This is a genomic window from Rhizobium sp. CBN3, from assembly GCF_030518245.1.
Lineage (GTDB): Bacteria > Pseudomonadota > Alphaproteobacteria > Rhizobiales > Rhizobiaceae > Rhizobium > Rhizobium aethiopicum_A.
The window spans coordinates 98,044-117,898 of the sequence record NZ_JAULSE010000007.1 but is presented as its reverse complement, the minus strand read 5'-3'; the positions used below and the strand labels follow the sequence as shown (position 1 = coordinate 117,898).

The window sequence follows — 19,855 nt, the reverse complement described above, 5'->3', positions numbered from 1 at the left end:
AATCCCAGAGTGAATTTTTATTCACCTTTAGCCTTTGTTTCGCGGGACGTCGAGCGGGCGAGCGCATCATTCCAGGTCTCGAGAAGTCCCACGCGATCGACGGGTTGCGGCTCGATGCTTTGCGTGTTTCGCGGCAGCGCCGCGACAATATCGAGATCGCTCCACAAGCCGATTGACAGTCCCGCTAGATAGGCAGCGCCCAGAGCCGACGCCTCGGGCGCTTCGCATTGGATCACGGGATGTTCGATGAGGTTGGCGACACACTGCATCAGGAAGCGGTTCTGGCTCGGCCCGCCATCCACATAGATCGCGCCGAGCGCGCCGCCGCTCTGTGTCCGCATGGCGGCGATCACGTCATGCACCTGCAAGGCGATGGAATCGGTCACCGACCGGGCCATCTGCGCACGTGTCGTATTGAAGTTGATCTGGGAGAACAGGGCGCGGGCATCGGCATTCCAGTAAGGCGCCCCCAGCCCCACGAATGCCGGCACGAAGCCAGGGCCGCCCGGCTCGGCGCTCGCCGCAAGTTCGACAAGCGCCGCCACATCCGCAAGGCCGAGAATATCGGCCATCCATGGAAGACTGGCGGCGCAAACGAGAATATTGCCTTCGAAAGCGAAAGTCGGCTTCCCCCTGATACGCCATGCAACGGTTGTCGTGACGCCGTTGCGTGGAGGAATGAAGTGCGAAAGCGTCGTCATGACCGAAGAGCCGGTTCCGAAAGTCACCTTGCCGTCGCCCGGCTTGAAGGCCCCATGACCGAACAGGGCGGCATGGCTGTCCCCGATCGCGGCCATGATGGGCGTACCGTCAGGCACCCCCGGCAATCCTTGCGTTCTGCCGAAATCGGCGGAGCTGTCGAGCACCTCGGGCAGCAGCGCGATATCGACGCCGAAAATCTCGCCGAGCTCCTCGCTCCATCTCTGCTCCCTGAGATCGAACAACTGGCTTCTGGCGGCATTCGACGCGTCGCAGACATGCCGGCGCCCGCCCGTCAGGCAGTGGACGAGCCAGCTGTCGATCGTTCCCAGCCGCACCGATCGCCCGGCCGCAATACGGTCGAGCAGCCAGCGGAATTTCGAACCCGGAAACATCGGATCCAATGGCAGGCCGGTGAGCGCCTGCACCCGGTCAAGCCGGCCTTCGGCAACGAGACGTTCGCAATCCTGCGCCGTTCGGCGGCACTGCCAGCTGACCACCGGTCCAAGCGCTTCTCCGGTGTCGGCGTCCCAGGCCGTGACCGACTCGCGCTGGTTGGAAATGGCCACGGCCTCGATCGCCACATTGAGGCCGGCCCTCAGGCAGGCCTCGACCGCTTCGCAGACCGAGGCGTAAAGCCGGCGCGGGTCTTGTTCGACCCAGCCCGGTTTGGGATAGGAGATGCCGACAGGCGCCGACCCTCTGCCGACGATTTCTCCCGTCTCGGAAACCAGAACTGCCTTTGAATTGGTCGTGCCCTGGTCGATTGCCAGAATTGCCCGCATTCCATCCTCCCCGGATCAGGTGACGGCCGAAACGGCAAAAGCGTATCAGCCGCTGATGATCCCAGTTACTTGCGCTTGATCAGCGCCTGCGCGGCGTCGGCGATTGCGGCCGGCGCCATCCCGAATTCGTCGAGCAGGAACTCTGCCGAACCTGTGGGGGCATAGACGCCGGGAACGCCGAGACGCTTCATCGGCACCGGAGCATTGTCGACCACCACCTCGGCGACCGCCGAGCCGAGCCCGCCAAAGATCGAATGCTCTTCGGCGGTCACGATCGCGCCGGTTTCCCTGGCGGCAGTGATGATGGCCTCTTCGTCGATCGGACGAACCGTTGCAAGATTGAGCACCCTGGCATTGATGCCGCGTTCTGCAAGGATTTCGGCAGCCTTCAAGATTCGATGGGTCAAAGTGCCGTTGGCGATCAGGGTGACGTCGGAACCCTGGCGAAGGAGATTCGCCTTGCCAAGTTCGAACTTGTGGCCTTCCGGAAGCAGGTCTGGCACGCCGACCCGTGACAGGCGCAGGAAACAGGGCCCGTCATAACTCGCAGCCCAGGCAACGGCAGCAGCGGTTTCGATGCGGTCACAAGGCGCAATGACCGGAAGATTCGGCAGGACCCGCGTCCAGGCGAAATCTTCGATCGAGTGGTGTGTCGGACCGAGTTCGCCATAGGCCATGCCGGAGGAAATGCCGACCAGCTTGACGTTGGCGTTCGAGTAGGAAATGTCGGCCTTGATCTGCTCCAGCGACCGCCCCGTCAGAAACGGCGCGGCGGCGCAGACGAACGGAAGCCGTCCGCCGTTGGCGAGGCCTGCTCCGACGCCGACCATGTTCTGCTCTGCGATGCCGACATTGACGAGGCGTTCGGGGAATTTCGACTTGAAGCCGCCGAGCTTGGAGGAGCCGACGGAGTCGTTGCAGACGGCAACGATCTTCTCATTTTCAGTTGCCAGCCGCTCCAGCGTGGCGGCGAATGCGTCGCGGCAATCGTAGAGCTTGGGTGAGTTGATTGGCGCGTTCATTACAGGGCCTCCGACAATTCTGCCAATGCGATTTCGTATTGTTCCTTACTCGGTACCTTGTGGTGCCAGTCGACCCGGTCCTGCATGAATGAGATTCCATGGCCCTTGTTGGTATGGGCGACGATGCAATGCGGTCTCGCCCCCCGGTGTTCGAGCGCAGGGACGATTTCGCTCATGGCGTTGCCGTTGATCTCGGTGACCTCCCAATCGAAGGCTTCAAGCTTCGGACGAAGCGGCGCGAGATCGTTGGTTTCGGCCAGCGCCGCGCCCTGCTGGAACCTGTTGTGATCGATGACCAAGGTCAAGTTGTCGAGCTTGAACTGGGCTGCCGCCATGATCGCTTCCCAATTGGAGCCCTCCTGCATCTCACCGTCGCCGGTGACGACATAGGTGTGATATTGAGCGCCCGAGAGCTTGGCGGCTTTCGCCATTCCGATTGCGACCGGAAGACCATGGCCGAGCGGTCCGGTATTCGTTTCGACGCCCGGAACCTTGTTGCAGTTCGGGTGCCCGTTCAGCCTCGAATGGGGCTGCAGGAAGGTGGAAATCTCCTCCTCTGGGATGAAGCCGCGTTTTGCGAGCGTCACATAGAGAGCGCATGCCGTATGTCCCTTTGAAAGAACGAACCGGTCACGGTCGGGATGTTTCGGTTGATCCGGCCAGACATTCAGCACACGAAAATAGAGCGCCGTCAAAATGTCGATGACCGACATTTCCCCGCCAATATGGCCGGCACCCGCTTCAAAGACCGCCTGAAGATCGCGCAATCGGATCTCGCGGGCGATGCGCTCAAGTTCTGTCGTATCCATCGATTCCTCGTGTGCATAAATATTCACTACTCAATATTTTTGCACAAGAACCCGATTAGTCAAGCCCATTATGCTAAGTAGCAAGAACATGTGCAGATGAAATCTTGTTGACAGCCGGAAAGCAACTTGTTAATGAATTTTCCAGCAGGCGTGAATAATTATTCTAACCTGAACAAATATCGGATACAGGCCTACGCAGAGGGAGGAGCAATGGTGGCGCTCGATATCAATGAACACAGGCTTTCGTCCGGTGCGTGGTTGAGCAAGCTCAAGGGAGCGACCGGCCCACTCGTCGGACTGCTCGTGCTGTGCGTCTTTCTGAGCGTCAGCACAGACACGTTTCTTTCGGTTCGAAACGGCCTCAACATCCTCGACCAGATCACCGTTCTCGGCATCATGGCGGTCGGCATGACCTTCGTCATCCTGATCGGCGGCATCGATCTTTCCGTCGGCTCGGCACTCGCGCTGGCGATGATGGTCATGGGCTGGACCGCCAACGTCGCCGGTCTGCCGCTGCCCGTCGGGATCGCCTTTGCGCTGATCGCTTCGGCGGTATCGGGCCTGATCGTCGGACTTCTGGTGACGCAATTCAGGGTTCCGGCCTTTATCGCCACTCTGGCAATGATGTCGGCCGCCCGCGGCGTCGCAAACATGATCACCGACGGCCAGCAGATCGTCGGCTTCCCTGACTGGTTCATGATGCTGGCGATCGATCGCCATTTCGGCGTCATGACAGCCACGGTCTTTCTGATGCTGGCGGTGGTTCTTGCGGCCTGGCTTTTCCTGCACTTCCGCTCCGAAGGCCGCATGCTCTATGCGGTGGGCGGAAACTCCGAAGTTGCGCGCCTCGCCGGCATCAACGTCCCGCTGGTGACGATCGGCGTCTATGTCATAAGCGCCGTCCTTGCAGGCCTTGCCGGCATCGTGCTCGCTGCCCGGCTGGATTCCGTCCAGCCGTCCAGCGGTCTGGGCTATGAACTGGACACCATCGCTGCAGTCGTCATCGGCGGCACTTCGCTCTCCGGCGGCGCCGGCGGCATCGGCGGAACGCTGATCGGCGTTCTGATCATCGGTGTGCTTCGCAACGGGCTCAACCTTCTCAACGTCTCGCCGTTCCTTCAGCAGGTGATCATCGGCATCGTCATCGTGCTTGCGGTCGGGGCGGAGACCATTCGTCGGCGTCGCGCCTGACGAACGGCGTCCGCCGCGTTGGCGGACCTGGAATTCCGCCCCGGAAAATCAGGGCGGATCAATACCCCGAGGGGGAGGACATACCCGAGGGTTCCATTAAACAACGGAGGAAATACAATGAAAATAGCGCGCACCATGCTCGCGTCTGCTGCACTGCTCGGTCTCATGCTCGGTCCCGTACACGCGGCGGAACTGAAGAAGCTGGGCCTCGCCGTTGCCAACCTTCAGGCCAACTTCTTCAACCAGATCAAGCAATCGGTCGAGGCCGAAGCCAAGAAGCGCGGCATCGAAGTCATTACGGTCGACGCCAAGGGCGACGGGCCGACGCAAGTCAACCAGATCCAGGATCTTCTGACCCAGAAAATCGACGCGCTGATCTATATTCCGGCCGGTGCGGCCGCGGCCAGCGTTCCGGTCAAGCTCGCGAAGAACGCCGGCATCCCGGTCGTAAACGTTGACCGCAATGCCGAAGGAGCACCGGGCGATACGTTCCTTGCAACGGATTCCGTCGCCTCCGCCAAGGCTGTCTGCGACTACATCCTGAAGGAAGCCGGCGGCAAGGGGAAGATGGTCATCATCCACGGCCAAAAGGGCACGACGCCGGAAGTGGATCGCTCGAAGGGCTGCGGTGAATCTCTCAAGGCCTCCCCGGATGTAAAGGTCGTCGCTGAGCAGTACTCCAACATCTGGAGCCAGGATGAAGGCTTCCAGATCATGCAGAACATGCTGCAGGCCAACCCCGACGTCTCGATCGTATTCGCTCAGGCTGACGCTCTTGCACTCGGCGCCGCCCAGGCGATCAAGGTCGCGAAACCTTCCCAAAAGATCGTGGTCGGCGGCTTCGATGGCGACACCGCAGCGCTCGAAGCCCTCAGCAAGGGTGTCTTCGACGTTACGGCTACTCAGCAGACACAGAAGATGGGCCGCGACGCGGTTGAAAATGCCGCCAAGCTTGTCGCCGGCGGGAAAGTACCCCCGGTCCAGCTCATGGATGCCACGCTGACAACCAGGGAAAACGTGGCAGGCTTCATCGCCAACCATCCGTAATGAACCAAGGTCTTGAGGAGGTGTGCCGTGACTGATCCCGTTCTTTCCCTGAGGGGCATATCCAAGTGGTATGGGCCGCTCCAGGTTCTGAAGGATGTCAGCTTGGACGTCTATCCGGGCGAAGTGGTCGCACTTCTCGGTGAAAACGGAGCGGGCAAGTCGACGCTGTCGGGCATTATCGCCGGGTCACGCACGCCCTCCGAAGGATCAATGACATGGCTGGGGCATCCTTATGCCCCGGCCACCCCACGGGAAGCGATCGACAAGGGCGTTGTCCTGATTCACCAGGAGTTGCAGCTTCTGCCGCAGCTGTCGATCGCGGAAAACGTCTTCATCGGACGCTGGCCAATGAAGAACGGCGCCGTCGACCGTGCCCAGATGGTTCGCCGGGCACAGGACCAGCTTGCTCGCTTGAACCTTCACATACCCGCAACGCGGACGGTCGCCGGCCTCTCCACCGCAAATCAGCAACTCATCGAGATCGCCAAGGCGCTGGCGCTCAACGCAAAGCTGCTGATCCTCGATGAGCCGACAGCTGCCCTTGGCGGCGCGGAAACGCAAGCTCTCTTCGAACAGATTCGCAAGCTTCGCTCGGAAGGCGTCGGCATCGTCTACATTTCCCACCGTATGGAAGAGATCAAGCAGATCACCGACCGCATCGTTGTTCTTCGCGACGGCGAGCGCGTGCAGGAATTCTCAGACAGCGCGACCCCGGTGCGAACGATTGTCGAGAGCATGGTCGGACGCCCGCTTGACCGTTTGTTCCCCGCCCTGCCCGTTCCGACAGACCGTCCGGTCCTTCAAGTCTCCGGCCTGAGCTCGCCGGAGGACTCGTTCCGTGACGTTAGCTTCGAGGTGCGGGCCGGCGAAATTCTCGGCATCGCCGGCTTGGTCGGCGCCGGCCGCACCGAGCTGGTGCGTGCAATTTCGGGCGCCGATCCGATCAGCGCAGGTTCGATCAAGCTGGAAGGCGAGGAACTCAGGCTGCGCGACCCGGCGGACGCGATCGCCAAGGGCATCGTCATGGTTCCGGAAGACCGCAAGGAACAGGGTCTGATCGTCGGGCACCGGATCAGCGAGAACATTATCTACGCCAATCTCGACAAGCTGGGCCGCGGTTGGATTACGCCGCGCGTCAAACGTTCCTTTGCGGAAAAGGCGGTGGCCAAGTTCGGCGTCAAGGGCCGTGCCGAGCAATACGCCTCGGACCTATCAGGCGGCAACCAGCAGAAGGTCGTGATCGCCAAGTGGCTGATGCGCGACCCTAAGGTCGTGGTGCTCGACGAACCGACGAGAGGCATCGACGTCGGCGCCCGCGCCGGCATCTACGACATCATCGTCAATCTTGCCAAACAGGGCGTGGCGGTCATCGTCGTAAGCTCGGACCTCGAGGAAGTTCTCGGCGTCTCCAATCGCATTCTCGTGCTTGCGCAGGGCAAGCAGGCGGGGATCCTCAATCGTGACGAGGCAAATGACGTTTCGGTCATGGAGCTAGCTACCATCTAAAGCAATTCCAGCAAAAGTGTGCAGCGGTTTTGCCAGGCAAAGCGCGAAGCACTTTTACCGGGAATTGCGTGAAAACAAAACAACAGAGAAAGGAAGAGCGGTGTCCGACATCACTCTGAACGCCCCGAAGCTTTTCGATCTCAGTGGCCAGGTGGCCATCGTCACCGGCGCCGGGAGTGGCATCGGGCAGCGCATTGCCATCGGCCTTGCACAATGCGGCGCCGACGTGGCCCTGCTCGACCGCCGGACCGACGACGGACTGGCCCGGACGGCTGAACATATCAACGCCGTCGGCCGCCGCTCGATCCAGATCGCGGCTGACGTCACGAACAAATCCTCTCTTGCAGATGCTGTAGCACGCACCGAAGCGGATCTCGGCGCATTGACGCTTGCCGTCAACGCTGCCGGCATCGCCAACGCCAACCCGGCGGAAGAGATGGAGGAGGATCAGTATCAGACGTTGATGGATATCAACCTCAAGGGCATATTCCTGTCCTGCCAGGCCGAGGCGCGCGCCATGCTGAAGAATGGACGCGGAGCCATCGTCAACATCGCCTCCATGTCCGGTGTGATTGTAAACCGGGGGCTGAGCCAGGCGCATTACAACGCCTCCAAGGCGGGCGTCATCCATATGTCGAAGTCGATGGCGATGGAGTGGGTCGGCCGTGGCATTCGTGTCAACACCATCTCCCCCGGATATACGGCAACGCCGATGAACACCCGTCCGGAGATGATCCACCAGACCAAGCTCTTCGAAGAGCAGACGCCGATGCAGCGCATGGCGACGGTCGACGAGATGGTCGGTCCGGCGGTGTTCCTGCTATCGAATGCGGCAAGTTTCGTGACCGGCGTCGATCTTCTCGTCGACGGCGGTTTCTGCTGCTGGTGATGCGATGAGAACCGGCAGTTGGAAAATGAACGGTCTCGCTCCCTCCCTGGCTGAGATCGAGGCTGAAGGGGCCAACGGGCGACGGCGTGCGATATCGCCGTCTGCCCGCCCTTCACGCCGATCGAACGGGCGCTCGCGCCTAGTTTTGCTGTTTGTCGAAGATACGAGGAAAGACCATGAAACGCTTTGAGCGAAAGACCGTCGTCATTACCGGGGGCAGCCGCGGTATCGGCGCTGCGATCGCCAGGCGCTTTGCCCGCGAAGGCGCCAATCTCGTCGTCTCGGCCAATGAAGACCTGGTCCACGGCGTTGCCGAGCAGATTCGCGTCGAAGGCGGCAAGGCGATCTCTTTCGTGGGCGATGTCACCGACAAGGCGAGCGTCAAAGCGCTCTACGATGCGGCCGAGCAGGAATTCGGCTCCGTCGACGTGTCAATCCAGAATGCCGGCGTCATCACAATCGCCCGCGTCGAGGACCTGACGGAGAACGAGTGGGACAAGGTCATATCAGTCAATACCAAGGGCGTCTTCCTCTGCGCCCAGGAAGCCATTGCAAGAATGCGCAAACACAAGCGCGGCGGCCGCATCATCAACACCGCCTCCGGCCAGGCCCGCGACGGCTTCATCTACACCCCGCATTACGCGGCCTCGAAAATGGGCGTCGTCGGCATCACCCAGAGCCTGGCCAAGGAAGTCGCCACCGAGAACATCACCGTCAACGCCTTCTGCCCCGGCATCATCGAGACCGACATGTGGGCCTATAACGACCAGGCTTGGGGCAAACTGCTCGGCAACTACGCCCCCGGCGAGCTGATGAAGGAATGGGTCGAGGGCATCCCAATGAAACGCGCCGGCTCCGGCGAGGACGTCGCCGGCCTGGTGACTTTCCTCGCCAGCGACGACGCCGCATACATCACTGGCCAGACGATCAATGTCGATGGCGGGTTGATCATGTCGTAGGCGGGAACTTGGGGCGGCACCGAAGCTGAAACCTGAAGCTGCCATCTGCCTTTCGCTTGCCGCTCAAGGCGTTCGTCGCTGACGCTCCTCACCCCCCTCATCTGCCCTGCGGGCATCTTCTCCCCGCTGGGGCGAAGGGGGAGCAAGCCGCACGGTGGCAATACCTACCGCAAACGTCTCACGTGGAGCGAGACGCCGCCACGATTCCCCTTCTCCCCAGCGGGGAGAAGATGCCGGCAGGCAGATGAGGGGGCTACGGGCACATCGTTCATTGCCTAGCTTCGCCAAGCACAAGCAAAGACAAAATGAACGCCCCTCACCAATCCTACGTCCGGCTAATCGACACCCCACCATCCGCCAGCATCGCCGTCCCCGTCACGAAGCTCGACAGATCCGACGCCAGAAACAACGCCGCATTGGCGATCTCTTCCGGCTGCGCCATACGCTTCAGCGCATGCAGTCCCTCAACGAAGGCAATCAGATCAGACGTCGCATCAGGCGCGTTGGTGATGCTGGCCGGCGTATCGGTGCCGCCGGGAAGCAGGGCATTGACGCGGATGTTCTGCCGCCCGAGTTCGGCGGCCAGCACCTGCACGAAGCCGATCAGCCCCGCCTTGCTCGCCGCATAGGCGCCCATGCCGGGCATGCCGGCGGTGTAGCCGACGAAGGTGGAGGTGAAGATCAGCGAACCGCCGCCCTCTCCCATTGCCGCCGACTGGTGTTTGGCGCCGAGGAAGGCGGCGGTCAGATTGGTCTCGATCGTCTCGCGCCAGCCCTCCAGCGACAGTCCGCCAACCGGCCCCATCTCGCCAAGACCGCCGGCATTGTTGAAGGCGATATCGAGTTTGCTGAAACGCGAGACCGCCGTTTCGGCCAGTCTTTCCTGCAGCGCCTCGTCCCTGACATCGCCGGCAACAGCGACCGCCTCTCCGCCCTCCGCTTCGATTTCGGCGACGACGGCATCGAGTGCATCCTGCCGCCGGCCGTTGATCACCAGCTTCGCGCCTTGCCGTGCAAAAACCTTCGCCGCCGCGCGGCCGATGCCCGAGCTTGCGCCGGTGATGATCGCGGTTTTAGCGTTAAGAAGTGTCATATCCGTTTCTCCTCAGTTGTTGAGACGTCCCAGATCTCAAACATCTGACGGTGCAGCCACCCGTTTCCCGCGCGCAGAAACAAAATCCGCCGATGGCAGATGGTCTTGGTTGGATCAGTGCCCTCGGTGTGCATATCCGAAATACCGAATTCGTCAGATAAAACGGTAAGTTGCCGCAGTTTCCGCAGAGGCGCCTGCCGTCACGTCAGCACCATTGTGCGTCGCATCATCGATTTATCCCGGGTGTGACATTCATTCGATTCCCTTCACGTATCTTCCCGACTAAGAAGGGGCGCACAGGTAACGGGAATCTCTTCATGCCGCGGTCACGCAATACTGAGGGCGCCATCTATATGAGCATGGCGATGGCCGGCTTTTCCGCGAGCGATGCTCTCTCCAAATCGGTGGTCGCCTATATGAATGCCGGCGAGATCATGTTCCTGCGCGGCCTCTTCACCAGCCTGCTCGTCTATCTCATCGCCAGGAAAATGGGCGCTCTGCGCTCCTGGCGCGTCGTGCTGCAGCCGATCATTATCCTGCGCATCATCTGCGAGATGTTTTCCGCCGTCACCTATATCACCGCACTCGGCATGATGCCGATCGCCAATGCCTCGGCGATCCTGCAATCGCTGCCGCTGGTCGTCACCTTTGGTGCCGCGCTCTTCTTCAACGAACCCGTCGGCTGGCGGCGCTGGTCGGCGATAACAGTCGGTCTTGTCGGGGTTATGATCATCATCCGCCCCGGACCGGAAGGATTCACCGCCGCCGCCCTCCTCTGCGTTGCCGCGGTGCTGACGACGGCCGGCCGCGATCTCGCCACCCGCTCGATCGATCCGGAGATTCCGTCGTTGATGATCACCGTCATCACCGCGACCTCCATCTCCTTCTTCGGCGCGCTTCTCATCCCCGTACTCGGCGGCTGGCAGCCGGTCAGCGCGACTTCCCTTGGACATCTCCTGCTCGCCTCGGTGCTGGTGCTCGTCGGCTACCAGTCGGTCATTCTCGCCATGCGCACCGGCGAAATCTCCTTCGTTGCGCCGTTCCGCTATACCAGCCTGATCTTCTCCTCGCTGCTCGGCTTTTTCTTCTTCGCCGAAGTGCCCGACAGCTGGACGCTTTTGGGCGCCGCAATCGTCATCGCTTCCGGCCTCTATACGTTCTATCGTGAAGCCAAGCGCCGCGTGCCCCCGATCGCGCAGGAATCGGCGCCGCGCTCACCGGTTTGAGGCAGGATGATGACTGAATTCCCGCTCGACAGATCCGATATAGCAGGCGTCGTGCTGGCCGGCGGCCGCTCGCAACGAATGGGTCGCGACAAGGCGGAGGTGATGCTCGGAACCGACAGCCTGCTCCGCCATGTACTGTTCCGTCTCTCGCCGCAGGTCATCTCAGTTGCCGTTAACGCCGACGCAGTCGCCGAGGACGTGCCCGCGGTTCCCGACCGCATTCCTGGCAAGGCCGGGCCGATGGCCGGCATCCACGCGGCCATGGTCTACGGCGCCGGCCTTCCGGCGATTACCCATGTCGTCACCGTCTCTGTAGATTGCCCGTTCTTTCCCATCGATCTCGTCGCCCGCCTGGCCGCTGCCCTGGAGCGCCCGTCGCAGATCGCTGTTGCCACCTCCGAGGGCCGCAGTCATCCTGTCTTCGGTCTCTGGCCGGTGACACTGGCGGCCGATCTGGAAGCGTGGATCGCTACCGACGAGAAACGCCGCGTGCGCGACTTCCTGTTGCGGCATGACGTTACGGAAGTGGCGTTTCCGCTGCATCCGACCCGCGCCAGCCTGCTCGACCCCTTCTTCAACATCAACACGCCGGATGATCTCATCGAGGCGCAACGCTGGCTGGAGGCCCTGCGCATATGACCGCACCGAAAATCTTCGGCATCGCCGGCTGGAAGAACTCGGGCAAAACAGGGCTTGCCGTCCGGCTGGTGACGGAGTTCACCCGCCGCGGCTACCGGATCTCGACGATCAAGCATGCGCATCACGATTTCGACATCGACAAGGTCGGAGCCGACAGCTACCGCCACCGCCAGGCCGGCGCCCACGAGGTCACCATCGTCTCCGGCACGCGTTACGCCATCATGCATGAGCTCCGCGGCGCCCCCGAACCCGAGTTCGAGGAAATCCTCGCGCGGCTTGCCCCCTGCGATCTCGTACTGATCGAAGGCTACAAGCGCGAGCCGATCCCAAAGATCGAGGCTCGCCGCCTGGAAGCCGCCAACCGCGAACCGCTGGCGCCGAGCGATCGCCATATCTGCGCGATCGCCGCCGATCACACCGTCACGGACACGTCCCTGCCCGTCTTCGATCTCGACGACACAGGCGCCATTGCCGATTTCATCGCAGCGACCGTCGGACTTGAAGAGATCCGATAGAGGGTCTCGGATCCGGCCAGCGACGAGATCTATCCTCTGTAGCGAAGCGCATCGATGACAAGAGCAAATGCCGGCGAGGTATGCCGGCGGCTCGGATAGTAGAGATGGTAGCCCGGAAACGGCGGACACCAGTCCTCAAGGACGCGCACCAGCCGCCCCTCGGCCAGAGGCGTCTCGACCAGGCCATCCGGTAGAAAGGCAACTCCCATCCCTGCCAGCACCGCGCTCAGCCGGAGCGCTATGTTATTGAAGACCAGTTGCCCATCGACACGAACCTTGAGCTCACGTCCGTCCTTTTCGAACTCCCATGCATAGACGCCGCCATAGGTCGGGAGGCGCAGATTGATGCAATTATGATCGGTCAGATCCTGCGGCGTCAGCGGCTTCGGCCTTTGGCTGAAATAGGCAGGCGTTCCGACCACAGCCATGCGCATGTCGGGGCCGATGCGGACGGCAATCATGTCCTTCGCCACCTGCTCCCCCAGCCGCACGCCGGCGTCGTAACGTTCCGCAACGATGTCCGTCAGGCCATAATCGACAATGATCTCGACATTGACGTCGGGATAATTCGGCAGGAGCTTTTCCAGGACGGGCCATAGGACGAAATCGGCTGCGTGTTCGCCCGCATTGATGCGGATCGTGCCCGCCGGCTTGTCCCGAAAAGCGCTCAATGCGGCCAGCTCGCTTTCGATCTCATCCAACCGCGGCCCAATAGAAAGGAGCAAGCGCTCGCCGGCCTCCGTCGGCGAGACGCTACGCGTCGTCCGTGTCAGCAATCTCAAACCCAGCCGCTCCTCAAGCCCGCGAATGGTGTGGCTGAGCGCTGATTGTGAAACACCCAGCTTGCCCGCGGCTTTGGTGAAGCTTTGCGCCCGGGCAACGGCGAGGAAAGCGATAAGATCGTTGACGGCAGGGCGCGACATTTATGAAAATTCCTCATGGGTTCTTGTCGTTTATACCATCTAATCGAAACCAAGCGCACGCGCTAACTATCCTGTCACAGCAAGTTCGCCGGACGGCGTCATTCCGATAAGGGAAGGAAGACAAGATGGACATCAAGCGAAATGGCTCGCAGCCTTCGGCCAAGGGACCTGTCGAGTGGTTTGCGGGCAACGTGCGCATCGATCCTTTGTTTGCGGCGATCGACCCCGCCCGCGCCGCCGGCGCCAGTGTCACTTTCGAGCCTGGCGCCCGCACCGTCTGGCACACGCACCCGCTCGGCCAGACGCTGGTCGTCACATCGGGCTGCGGCCGCGTCCAACGCGAAGGCGGCCCCGTCGAGGAAATCCGCCCCGGCGACGTCATCCGCTTCGCACCGGGGGAGCGCCACTGGCATGGCGCAGCGCCGACGACGGCGATGACCCATATCGCCGTCCAGGAACACCTCGACGGCAAGGTCGTCGACTGGATGGAACCTGTCACCGACGCGCAATATCAGGCTTAGAAAGAAAACGACCATGCAGACTCGTGAACTGGGAAAGAGCGGACTTGGGGTCTCGGCCATCGGTCTCGGCTGCATGGGACTGAGCTACGGCTACGGCCCTGCGACCGACACGCGCGACGCGATCGCGCTGATCCGACAGGCGTTCGAGCGCGGCGTGACCTTCTTCGACACTGCCGAGGCCTATGGACCCTATAAGAACGAAGAGCTTTTGGGAGAGGCGCTCGCTCCCTTCCGCGACCAGGTGGTGGTCGCCACCAAATTCGGCTTCAACTTCGATGCCAATGGCGGCCAGAGCGGCATGAACAGCCGGCCGGAGCAGATCCGCGCGGTTGCCGACCAAGCGCTGAGGCGCTTGAAGACCGATGTCATCGATCTGTTCTACCAGCATCGCGTCGATCCGGATGTTCCGATCGAAGATGTTGCAGGCACGGTCAAGGCATTGATTTCAGAGGGTAAGGTGAAGCATTTCGGTCTCTCGGAAGCGGGCGTGCAGACGATCCGCCGTGCCCATGCCGTCCAGCCGGTGACGGCGCTGCAGAGCGAATATTCGCTGTGGTGGCGTGAGCCGGAGCAGGAAATCCTGCCGACGCTCGAAGAGCTCGGTATCGGTTTCGTGCCGTTCAGCCCGCTCGGCAAGGGCTTCCTCACCGGCGCGATCAGCGAAACCACCACCTTCGACAGCAAGGACTTCCGCAACATCGTGCCGCGCTTTTCTCAGGAAGCGCGAAAGGCCAACCAGGCGTTCGTCGATCTCCTGGCAGAGATCGCCGCGCACAAGAAGGCCACCTCGGCCCAGGTCGCCCTGGCTTGGCTGCTGGCGCAAAAGCCTTGGATCGTGCCGATCCCCGGCACCACCAAGCTGCATCGCCTGGAGGAGAACATCCGGGCCGCCGAGGTCGAGTTGACGGCCGAGGATCTCGCTAATATCGAAAGCGCACTCGCCACCATTAAGGTGGAAGGCGACCGGTATCCCGCGCATCTGCAGGCAAGGGTCAACCGCTGAGAAGAGAAGCGGCCACCTCTTGACGGCCGCTTCTTCATTGACCGCATCACCGTCGGGGCGCCGGGGCGTTCTCGTGGAAAGCCGGGATCGCCTCCAGCTTGGCGACAATCGCCGCGATATTCGGCCACCGGACGAGATCGAAGCCCATGCGCCGGGCGCTGACCGCTTGCGGAAAAAGGAAGATATCGGCAATGCTTGGCCGGTCGCCGACTGCGAAGGCGCCTTGCCGGCGGCCGGCAATCATCCTCTCCACGGCCGCCATTCCCTCACCGACCCAATGACGGCTCCACGCGGCGACCGCATCGGCATCGGCGTTGAAAGTGCTTTTGAGATGCAGGCCGATCCGCGGCGGCAGCAGCGCATGGATCTCGGCTGCGATGGCAAGCGCGATCGAGCGGGCCAGCGCCCTGCCTTCCGCCGTTTGAGGCAACAGCGGCGGCTCAGGCTTGATTTCGTCGAGATATTCGACGATCGCCAGCGACTGGGTGATGAGCACGCCGCTATCGGTCAGCAAGGCCGGTACCAGCCCTTGCGGGTTGACGCTGCGATATCCGGCCTGCCGGCTCTCGGCCTCCTCGCCAAGAATGGTGACCGGCAGCGCCTCGGCCGTCAGCCCCTTCAGGGCGAGCGCGATCCTGACCCGCGACGTCGCCGATGAGATCTCGTTCTGATAGAGCTTCATTGTCTTTCTTCCTGATGGTCTCGGATGAGTAGCCGCCCTTGCGCCGCAGAAGTTGCCGATGCCGCTTTCACGAGGCCTGCAAGCGGCGAAGGTTCCTGCGAGCGAATGTCGTAGATGCAGGGCGCGGCAAACACTGCCGCTCCCAGGACGCAGATGATCATCAATCTCATTTAATCCTCCGTCGGCGAGGCCCCGACCGGCCTCGCCTCTTTTTGCTTTCGGCTCCTGCCAGTCAGGCAATGCTCAATTCGACCTGGATATTGCCGCGTGTCGCCTTCGAATAGGGGCAGGTCCGGTGCGCCCCATCGACGAGCGCCTTTGCGACATCCGCTTCAATACCAGGCAGGCTGACCTTGAGACGGGCCTGCAGGAAATAATCGCCATCGGTCGTGCCGAGATCGACCTCGGCATTCACGGCGGTCTCTGCCGGCACCTTGACCTTCAACTTGCCGGCGGCAATGCCGATCGCGCCGATGAAGCAGGCCGACCAGCCGGCTGCGAAAAGCTGTTCGGGATTGGTGCCGGCGCGGGAGCTGCCGGGAGGCGAGAGCTTGATGTCCAGCTCTCCGTCATCGCTCTGCGAGGCGCCATCGCGCCCGCCGGTGGTGCGGGTCTTGCCGGTATAGAGGACCTTGTCGATCTTGGTCATGGAAACACTCCTTGTTGCGTCGCCTCATGCGACTGGCCGCTGCTGCGGCCGGGTTGACGGAGTGTGGTTTGACGGACCGATATATCCGGCATGTTTCCGGAAACGGCCGAAGTGTCACAAAATGTAGCATGCGGCGTCCAGGACATTTTCCCGTACAAAACATTCTCACGTCACCGAATAGTGACTTCAGCCACCAGTCCGCCGCCGGAGCGATTGTAGAGCTTCAGAGATCCGCCGATCTTCGCCGTCAGCTGCTGGGCAATTGCCAGCCCGAGACCTGTGCCCCCCGTCTCCCGGTTGCGGGATTGCTCGAGCCGGAAGAAGGGCTGCATCGCGGCTTGGAGCATATCATCCGGAATGCCGGGCCCGCGATCCATGACGCTGATGACGACGGCGTTGTCAGCGCCGCGCTCGACGCTGATCTCGGCGGCGCCGGCAAGCTTCAAGGCATTGTCGATGAAATTCGACAGGATACGGCGAAGAGCGTGCGGCCTGGTGAAGGCTGCGCCTTCAACCAGCCCGACGACCGTGACGGCCTTTCCGGTGTCCTGGTAGTCGTAGGCTATGCTGTCGATGAAAGAAGCGAGGTCGATGCGAGCATTCTTCTCTCCGCTGCCGTGGGCGCTGCGCGCATAGGCGATGCCGTCCTGGACGAGACGCTGGATCTCGGAGAGATCATGCACCAGCTTGTCCTTCTCGGGTGACTCCTCCGCCATGTCGGCGCGCAGCCGCATGCGGGTGATCGGCGTCTGAAGATCGTGCGAGATCGCCGCCAATATCTGCACCCGTTCCTCGAGATAGTGGGCGATCCTCTCTCGCATCGCATTGAATGCTCTTGCCGCATGCGCCACCTCGCTCGGCCCGGCCTCACTCAAAGCCTGACCGTCCTTATCAGGATCGAGTGCATCGGCGGCAGCAGCGAGTTCGCCGAGCGGCCGGATCGCCTGGCGGACGGCAAACCAGGTGCAGAGGATGAGGAGCAGCATCTGGACGGCGAAGACATAGGGCAGCCATGCGGCGATCGGCATGACGCCTCTCGGCGTGACATCGATCGTCAGAGGCGTTCCGTCGCTCAGCGTCAGATGCGCCTGCAGCCGGTTCACCTCACCCGGAATCCGTTCGATGCGGATGGGAAAGCGATGTCCGGCGGCCGCCTCTATCTTTCCTGCGATCTCCCTCGCCTTGCTGGAGCTGTCGGACACACCGGCCAGGCCGGGCCCGAGTTCGAAGCGGTAGTTGCCGCGGCTCAGCCAGTCCAGAAGGTCGCCGCGCTCACTTGCCGGAAGCCGGTCGAGAACGGCGATCGATGTCGCAACGTCATTCTCCAGCGTGCCGAGCATCACCGCCTTGGCCGACATGTAGCGCTCCATGTAGAGAACGCTGAAGGAGAGACCGTAGGCGAAGGCCAGGCCGATCAAAAGAATGACAAAGATCCGCGATCTGAGCGTTCTCGGCCACATCAGGCCCAACAGGATGGGGATATCGGCTCTCATTGGCGCGGCTCCGAAATTTCGACCGGAACCGAGAAGACATAACCTTCGCTGCGCACCGTCTTGATATAGGTCGGCTCGCGCGCATCGTCCCCGAGACGCTGCCGCAGGCGGCTGACGAGAAGATCGATCGAGCGATCGAAGAGTTCGGCGTCACGGCCCTGCGTCAGGCTCAAAAGCTGGTCGCGGTTGAGCACGCGCTGCGGATGGTCGATGAAGACACGAAGCAGGCGATATTCGGCGCCGCTCAGCGCAATCGCGGTCCCATCCTTGTCGAGCAGGTGACGGGCGACGGTATCGAGCCTCCAGTCGCCGAAGGTCAGCAATTGCCCCGCCTCGCTGATCTGCAGGTTGGGCGGCAGCATGCGCGTGCGCCGCAGCACCGCCTTGATACGGGCAAGAAGCTCGCGCGCGGCAAAGGGCTTCGCCAGATAGTCGTCGGCGCCCATCTCCAGCCCGAGGATCCGGTCCATCTCGTCGGTGCGGGCCGTCAGCATCAGGATCGGGATCGCCTTGTGCCGGCCGGACCGCAATTCTCGGCAGAGCACCAACCCATCGTCGCCCGGCATCATGATGTCGAGCACGATCAAGTCGACGGAATTCGCTTCCAGAAAGCTGCGCATCTGGCGCCCGTCGGCGGCAATGCTGGTCCTGAGGCCATTCTTCTGCAGATAGCCTGAGACCAGCTCGCGGATTTCACGATCGTCGTCGACGATCAGGATGTGGTCGACATGATCCATATTGCCCATTCCTCAACGATTGCGGCCGCGCCCACCGCCTCGTTCACCATGTCGAAGCGCCAGACGCGACCTACGCATATTCCGCCCGTTCGAGCAACGAGCCTCTGCTGCCGATCAGAAGCGATCGACGTCGATGACCGCCTGGGCGAAAGCCTGCGGCGCCTCCTGCGGCAGGTTGTGGCCGATGCCGCCGCCGATCGTGCGATGCTCGTACCTGCCGGAAAATTTTCCGGCATAGGCGGAAGGCTCGGGATGCGGCGCACCGTTTGCGTCGCCTTCCATGGTGATCGTCGGCACCGAGATCATCGGCAGGCCGGCAAGCTTCTTCTCATAGGCATCATACTTCGCCTCGCCGTCGACAAGTCCCAGGCGCCAGCGATAATTGTGGACGACGATCTCCACATGGTCGGGATTGTCGAAGGCGGCAGCCGATCTGTCGAAAGTCGCATCGTCGAAATTCCACTTCGGTGATGCAGTCTGCCAGATGAGCTTTGCGAAATCGTGAGTGTTGCTCTGATAGCCCAGGCGGCCGCGTTCGGTGGCGAAGTAGAACTGATACCACCAGGCAAGCTCAGCCTTGGGCGGCAGCGGCTTCTTGTTGGCCTCCTGGCTGCCGATCAGGTAACCGCTGACAGAGACCATCGCCTTGCAGCGCTCGGGCCACAGCGCAGCCATGATGTTGGCCGTCCGCCCGCCCCAGTCGTAACCGGCAACGACAGCCTTTTCGATCTTGAGCGCATCGAGCAGGGCGATCATATCGACGGCAAGCGCCGAAGGCTGGCCGTTGCGCGGTGTCTTGTCGTCGAGGAAGCGGGTCGTGCCGTAGCCACGCAGATAAGGCACGATCACTCTGTAGCCGGCGGAGCCAAGCAGCGGCGCTACGTCGACGAAGCTGTAGATGTCATAAGGCCACCCGTGCAGCAGCAGCACGACAGGGCCATCGGCCTTCCCGGCCTCGGCATAACCGATATCGAGCACATCGGTCTTGATCTGCTTCAGCGCTTCGAACGACGTATTGGTCCCGGCCTTTACGTCAGGCAGCTCTGCGCTGGAAGACTGCGGCTGTTGGGCTGCGGCCGCTCCGGCCACGCCGAATTCGACGGCTGCAAGCGCGATTGCCGTCATGCCGAAGAAACGGCGGCGGTGATAGTTGATTTGCTCTGACATCGGTCTCTCCTGTCGAATGGATCACGGCGCTCAGATGACGTTCGGCTTGTATCGCCCATATGTCACAGGCTGCGGTTTTTGAATGCGAGTGTAATCTCCGCCTGCCGAGATACATTCTGATACAAAAGCGCCGCCTCGGCAGGGCATCCGGCGGGCCTATCGCCGTTTTCACCGCCGCCTCGGCGATAAGGCAGTTTGTATTCTTTTGTATCGCGGGCACTCCAGCGCAATAGTTCGGTACATTTTCCCGTCAAACCAGACACATCGGAGATACCTCCGCCCGGCTAGCTTCCAGCCGTT

General features: G+C 61.8%; 20 protein-coding genes. 10 read left to right on the top strand and 10 right to left on the bottom strand.

Features of this window, described 5'->3' with window-relative positions:
• Positions 1-17: 17 nt before the first annotated feature.
• From QWJ46_RS13160 to QWJ46_RS13150, 3 genes are all read right to left on the bottom strand, one after another.
• Complete coding sequence (locus QWJ46_RS13160) at positions 18-1,484, bottom strand: FGGY family carbohydrate kinase (RefSeq protein ID WP_302751508.1); 1,467 nt, start codon at positions 1,482-1,484, stop codon at positions 18-20.
• Positions 1,485-1,549: 65 nt separating this feature from the next.
• On the bottom strand, positions 1,550-2,506 hold the full coding sequence (locus QWJ46_RS13155) for a transketolase family protein (RefSeq protein ID WP_302751507.1): 957 nt from the start codon (positions 2,504-2,506) through the stop codon (positions 1,550-1,552).
• On the bottom strand, positions 2,506-3,315 hold the full coding sequence (locus QWJ46_RS13150; protein ID WP_025416342.1) for a transketolase: 810 nt from the start codon (positions 3,313-3,315) through the stop codon (positions 2,506-2,508). The genes QWJ46_RS13155 and QWJ46_RS13150 overlap by 1 nt, the downstream gene beginning before the upstream one ends.
• Before the next feature lie 210 nt (positions 3,316-3,525).
• Between QWJ46_RS13150 and QWJ46_RS13145 the strand changes: the two genes are divergently transcribed.
• The 5 genes from QWJ46_RS13145 to QWJ46_RS13125 all read left to right on the top strand — a co-directional run bounded on the left by QWJ46_RS13145 (position 3,526) and on the right by QWJ46_RS13125 (position 8,907).
• Complete coding sequence (locus tag QWJ46_RS13145) at positions 3,526-4,506, top strand: ABC transporter permease (RefSeq protein WP_302751504.1); 981 nt, start codon at positions 3,526-3,528, stop codon at positions 4,504-4,506.
• Between the two features lie 117 nt (positions 4,507-4,623).
• Positions 4,624-5,553 (top strand): sugar ABC transporter substrate-binding protein, encoded by a 930-nt coding sequence (locus tag QWJ46_RS13140; RefSeq protein WP_302751503.1) that lies wholly within the window; start codon positions 4,624-4,626, stop codon positions 5,551-5,553.
• A gap of 27 nt (positions 5,554-5,580) precedes the next feature.
• Positions 5,581-7,059 carry a sugar ABC transporter ATP-binding protein gene (locus QWJ46_RS13135; protein ID WP_302751502.1) on the top strand — a complete coding sequence of 493 codons (1,479 nt, stop codon included), beginning with the start codon at positions 5,581-5,583 and terminating at the stop codon, positions 7,057-7,059.
• Positions 7,060-7,159: 100 nt separating this feature from the next.
• A complete protein-coding gene (locus QWJ46_RS13130; protein ID WP_302751501.1) occupies positions 7,160-7,948 on the top strand; it encodes an SDR family oxidoreductase in 789 nt (262 codons plus the stop codon).
• A 176-nt stretch (positions 7,949-8,124) separates the two neighbouring features.
• Positions 8,125-8,907, top strand: coding sequence for a glucose 1-dehydrogenase (locus QWJ46_RS13125; RefSeq protein ID WP_302751500.1), 783 nt, complete (start codon positions 8,125-8,127; stop codon positions 8,905-8,907).
• A gap of 325 nt (positions 8,908-9,232) precedes the next feature.
• On the opposite strand, the gene QWJ46_RS13120 is transcribed toward QWJ46_RS13125, so the two are convergent.
• The gene (locus tag QWJ46_RS13120) at positions 9,233-10,000 is read right to left on the bottom strand and encodes an SDR family oxidoreductase (protein WP_302751499.1); all 768 of its coding nucleotides are present in this window, start codon (positions 9,998-10,000) and stop codon (positions 9,233-9,235) included.
• A gap of 317 nt (positions 10,001-10,317) precedes the next feature.
• Between QWJ46_RS13120 and QWJ46_RS13115 the strand changes: the two genes are divergently transcribed.
• From QWJ46_RS13115 to mobB, 3 genes are read left to right on the top strand one after another with little or no spacing between them, the layout of a single operon-like run.
• Positions 10,318-11,226, top strand: a complete 909-nt coding sequence (locus QWJ46_RS13115) for a DMT family transporter (protein ID WP_302751498.1) — start codon at positions 10,318-10,320, stop codon at positions 11,224-11,226.
• Between the two features lie 9 nt (positions 11,227-11,235).
• Complete coding sequence (mobA, locus tag QWJ46_RS13110; RefSeq protein WP_302751645.1) at positions 11,236-11,865, top strand: molybdenum cofactor guanylyltransferase MobA; 630 nt, start codon at positions 11,236-11,238, stop codon at positions 11,863-11,865.
• Positions 11,862-12,380 carry a molybdopterin-guanine dinucleotide biosynthesis protein B gene (gene mobB, locus QWJ46_RS13105; RefSeq protein WP_184459695.1) on the top strand — a complete coding sequence of 173 codons (519 nt, stop codon included), beginning with the start codon at positions 11,862-11,864 and terminating at the stop codon, positions 12,378-12,380. The genes mobA and mobB overlap by 4 nt, the downstream gene beginning before the upstream one ends.
• A gap of 29 nt (positions 12,381-12,409) precedes the next feature.
• Here the strand turns inward: mobB and QWJ46_RS13100 are convergent, their stop codons facing one another.
• Positions 12,410-13,303 (bottom strand): LysR family transcriptional regulator, encoded by an 894-nt coding sequence (locus QWJ46_RS13100; protein WP_302751497.1) that lies wholly within the window; start codon positions 13,301-13,303, stop codon positions 12,410-12,412.
• Positions 13,304-13,428: 125 nt separating this feature from the next.
• On the opposite strand from QWJ46_RS13100, the gene QWJ46_RS13095 reads away from it, so the two are divergent.
• Complete coding sequence (locus tag QWJ46_RS13095) at positions 13,429-13,824, top strand: cupin domain-containing protein (protein WP_302751496.1); 396 nt, start codon at positions 13,429-13,431, stop codon at positions 13,822-13,824.
• Positions 13,825-13,837: 13 nt separating this feature from the next.
• Entirely contained in the window at positions 13,838-14,827 is a 990-nt protein-coding gene (locus tag QWJ46_RS13090) for an aldo/keto reductase (RefSeq protein WP_184459692.1), read from the top strand.
• A 46-nt stretch (positions 14,828-14,873) separates the two neighbouring features.
• Here the strand turns inward: QWJ46_RS13090 and maiA are convergent, their stop codons facing one another.
• The 5 genes from maiA to QWJ46_RS13065 form a co-directional block, all read right to left on the bottom strand.
• A complete protein-coding gene (gene maiA / locus QWJ46_RS13085; RefSeq protein ID WP_184459691.1) occupies positions 14,874-15,509 on the bottom strand; it encodes a maleylacetoacetate isomerase in 636 nt (211 codons plus the stop codon).
• Between the two features lie 232 nt (positions 15,510-15,741).
• Positions 15,742-16,158 carry an organic hydroperoxide resistance protein gene (locus QWJ46_RS13080; protein WP_302751495.1) on the bottom strand — a complete coding sequence of 139 codons (417 nt, stop codon included), beginning with the start codon at positions 16,156-16,158 and terminating at the stop codon, positions 15,742-15,744.
• A 170-nt stretch (positions 16,159-16,328) separates the two neighbouring features.
• The gene (locus QWJ46_RS13075) at positions 16,329-17,651 is read right to left on the bottom strand and encodes an ATP-binding protein (protein WP_302751494.1); all 1,323 of its coding nucleotides are present in this window, start codon (positions 17,649-17,651) and stop codon (positions 16,329-16,331) included.
• Complete coding sequence (locus QWJ46_RS13070; RefSeq protein WP_184459688.1) at positions 17,648-18,388, bottom strand: response regulator; 741 nt, start codon at positions 18,386-18,388, stop codon at positions 17,648-17,650. The genes QWJ46_RS13075 and QWJ46_RS13070 overlap by 4 nt, the downstream gene beginning before the upstream one ends.
• Before the next feature lie 114 nt (positions 18,389-18,502).
• Positions 18,503-19,555 carry an alpha/beta fold hydrolase gene (locus tag QWJ46_RS13065; RefSeq protein ID WP_302751493.1) on the bottom strand — a complete coding sequence of 351 codons (1,053 nt, stop codon included), beginning with the start codon at positions 19,553-19,555 and terminating at the stop codon, positions 18,503-18,505.
• Between the last annotated feature and the right edge of the window lie 300 nt (positions 19,556-19,855).

What these genes read in the sequence shown, in the direction of transcription:
- QWJ46_RS13070 (WP_184459688.1), bottom strand. Translation starts at nt 18,388, where the DNA reads ATGGATCATGTCGACCACATCCTGATCGTCGACGACGATCGTGAAATC.
- QWJ46_RS13090 (WP_184459692.1), top strand. Translation starts at nt 13,838, where the DNA reads ATGCAGACTCGTGAACTGGGAAAGAGCGGACTTGGGGTCTCGGCCATC.
- QWJ46_RS13065 (WP_302751493.1), bottom strand. Translation starts at nt 19,555, where the DNA reads ATGTCAGAGCAAATCAACTATCACCGCCGCCGTTTCTTCGGCATGACG.
- QWJ46_RS13075 (WP_302751494.1), bottom strand. Translation starts at nt 17,651, where the DNA reads ATGAGAGCCGATATCCCCATCCTGTTGGGCCTGATGTGGCCGAGAACG.
- QWJ46_RS13160 (WP_302751508.1), bottom strand. Translation starts at nt 1,484, where the DNA reads ATGCGGGCAATTCTGGCAATCGACCAGGGCACGACCAATTCAAAGGCA.
- QWJ46_RS13100 (WP_302751497.1), bottom strand. Translation starts at nt 13,303, where the DNA reads ATGTCGCGCCCTGCCGTCAACGATCTTATCGCTTTCCTCGCCGTTGCC.
- QWJ46_RS13125 (WP_302751500.1), top strand. Translation starts at nt 8,125, where the DNA reads ATGAAACGCTTTGAGCGAAAGACCGTCGTCATTACCGGGGGCAGCCGC.
- QWJ46_RS13140 (WP_302751503.1), top strand. Translation starts at nt 4,624, where the DNA reads ATGAAAATAGCGCGCACCATGCTCGCGTCTGCTGCACTGCTCGGTCTC.
- QWJ46_RS13120 (WP_302751499.1), bottom strand. Translation starts at nt 10,000, where the DNA reads ATGACACTTCTTAACGCTAAAACCGCGATCATCACCGGCGCAAGCTCG.
- mobA (WP_302751645.1), top strand. Translation starts at nt 11,236, where the DNA reads ATGACTGAATTCCCGCTCGACAGATCCGATATAGCAGGCGTCGTGCTG.
- QWJ46_RS13155 (WP_302751507.1), bottom strand. Translation starts at nt 2,506, where the DNA reads ATGAACGCGCCAATCAACTCACCCAAGCTCTACGATTGCCGCGACGCA.
- QWJ46_RS13095 (WP_302751496.1), top strand. Translation starts at nt 13,429, where the DNA reads ATGGACATCAAGCGAAATGGCTCGCAGCCTTCGGCCAAGGGACCTGTC.
- mobB (WP_184459695.1), top strand. Translation starts at nt 11,862, where the DNA reads ATGACCGCACCGAAAATCTTCGGCATCGCCGGCTGGAAGAACTCGGGC.
- QWJ46_RS13150 (WP_025416342.1), bottom strand. Translation starts at nt 3,315, where the DNA reads ATGGATACGACAGAACTTGAGCGCATCGCCCGCGAGATCCGATTGCGC.
- QWJ46_RS13080 (WP_302751495.1), bottom strand. Translation starts at nt 16,158, where the DNA reads ATGACCAAGATCGACAAGGTCCTCTATACCGGCAAGACCCGCACCACC.
- maiA (WP_184459691.1), bottom strand. Translation starts at nt 15,509, where the DNA reads ATGAAGCTCTATCAGAACGAGATCTCATCGGCGACGTCGCGGGTCAGG.
- QWJ46_RS13115 (WP_302751498.1), top strand. Translation starts at nt 10,318, where the DNA reads ATGCCGCGGTCACGCAATACTGAGGGCGCCATCTATATGAGCATGGCG.
- QWJ46_RS13145 (WP_302751504.1), top strand. Translation starts at nt 3,526, where the DNA reads ATGGTGGCGCTCGATATCAATGAACACAGGCTTTCGTCCGGTGCGTGG.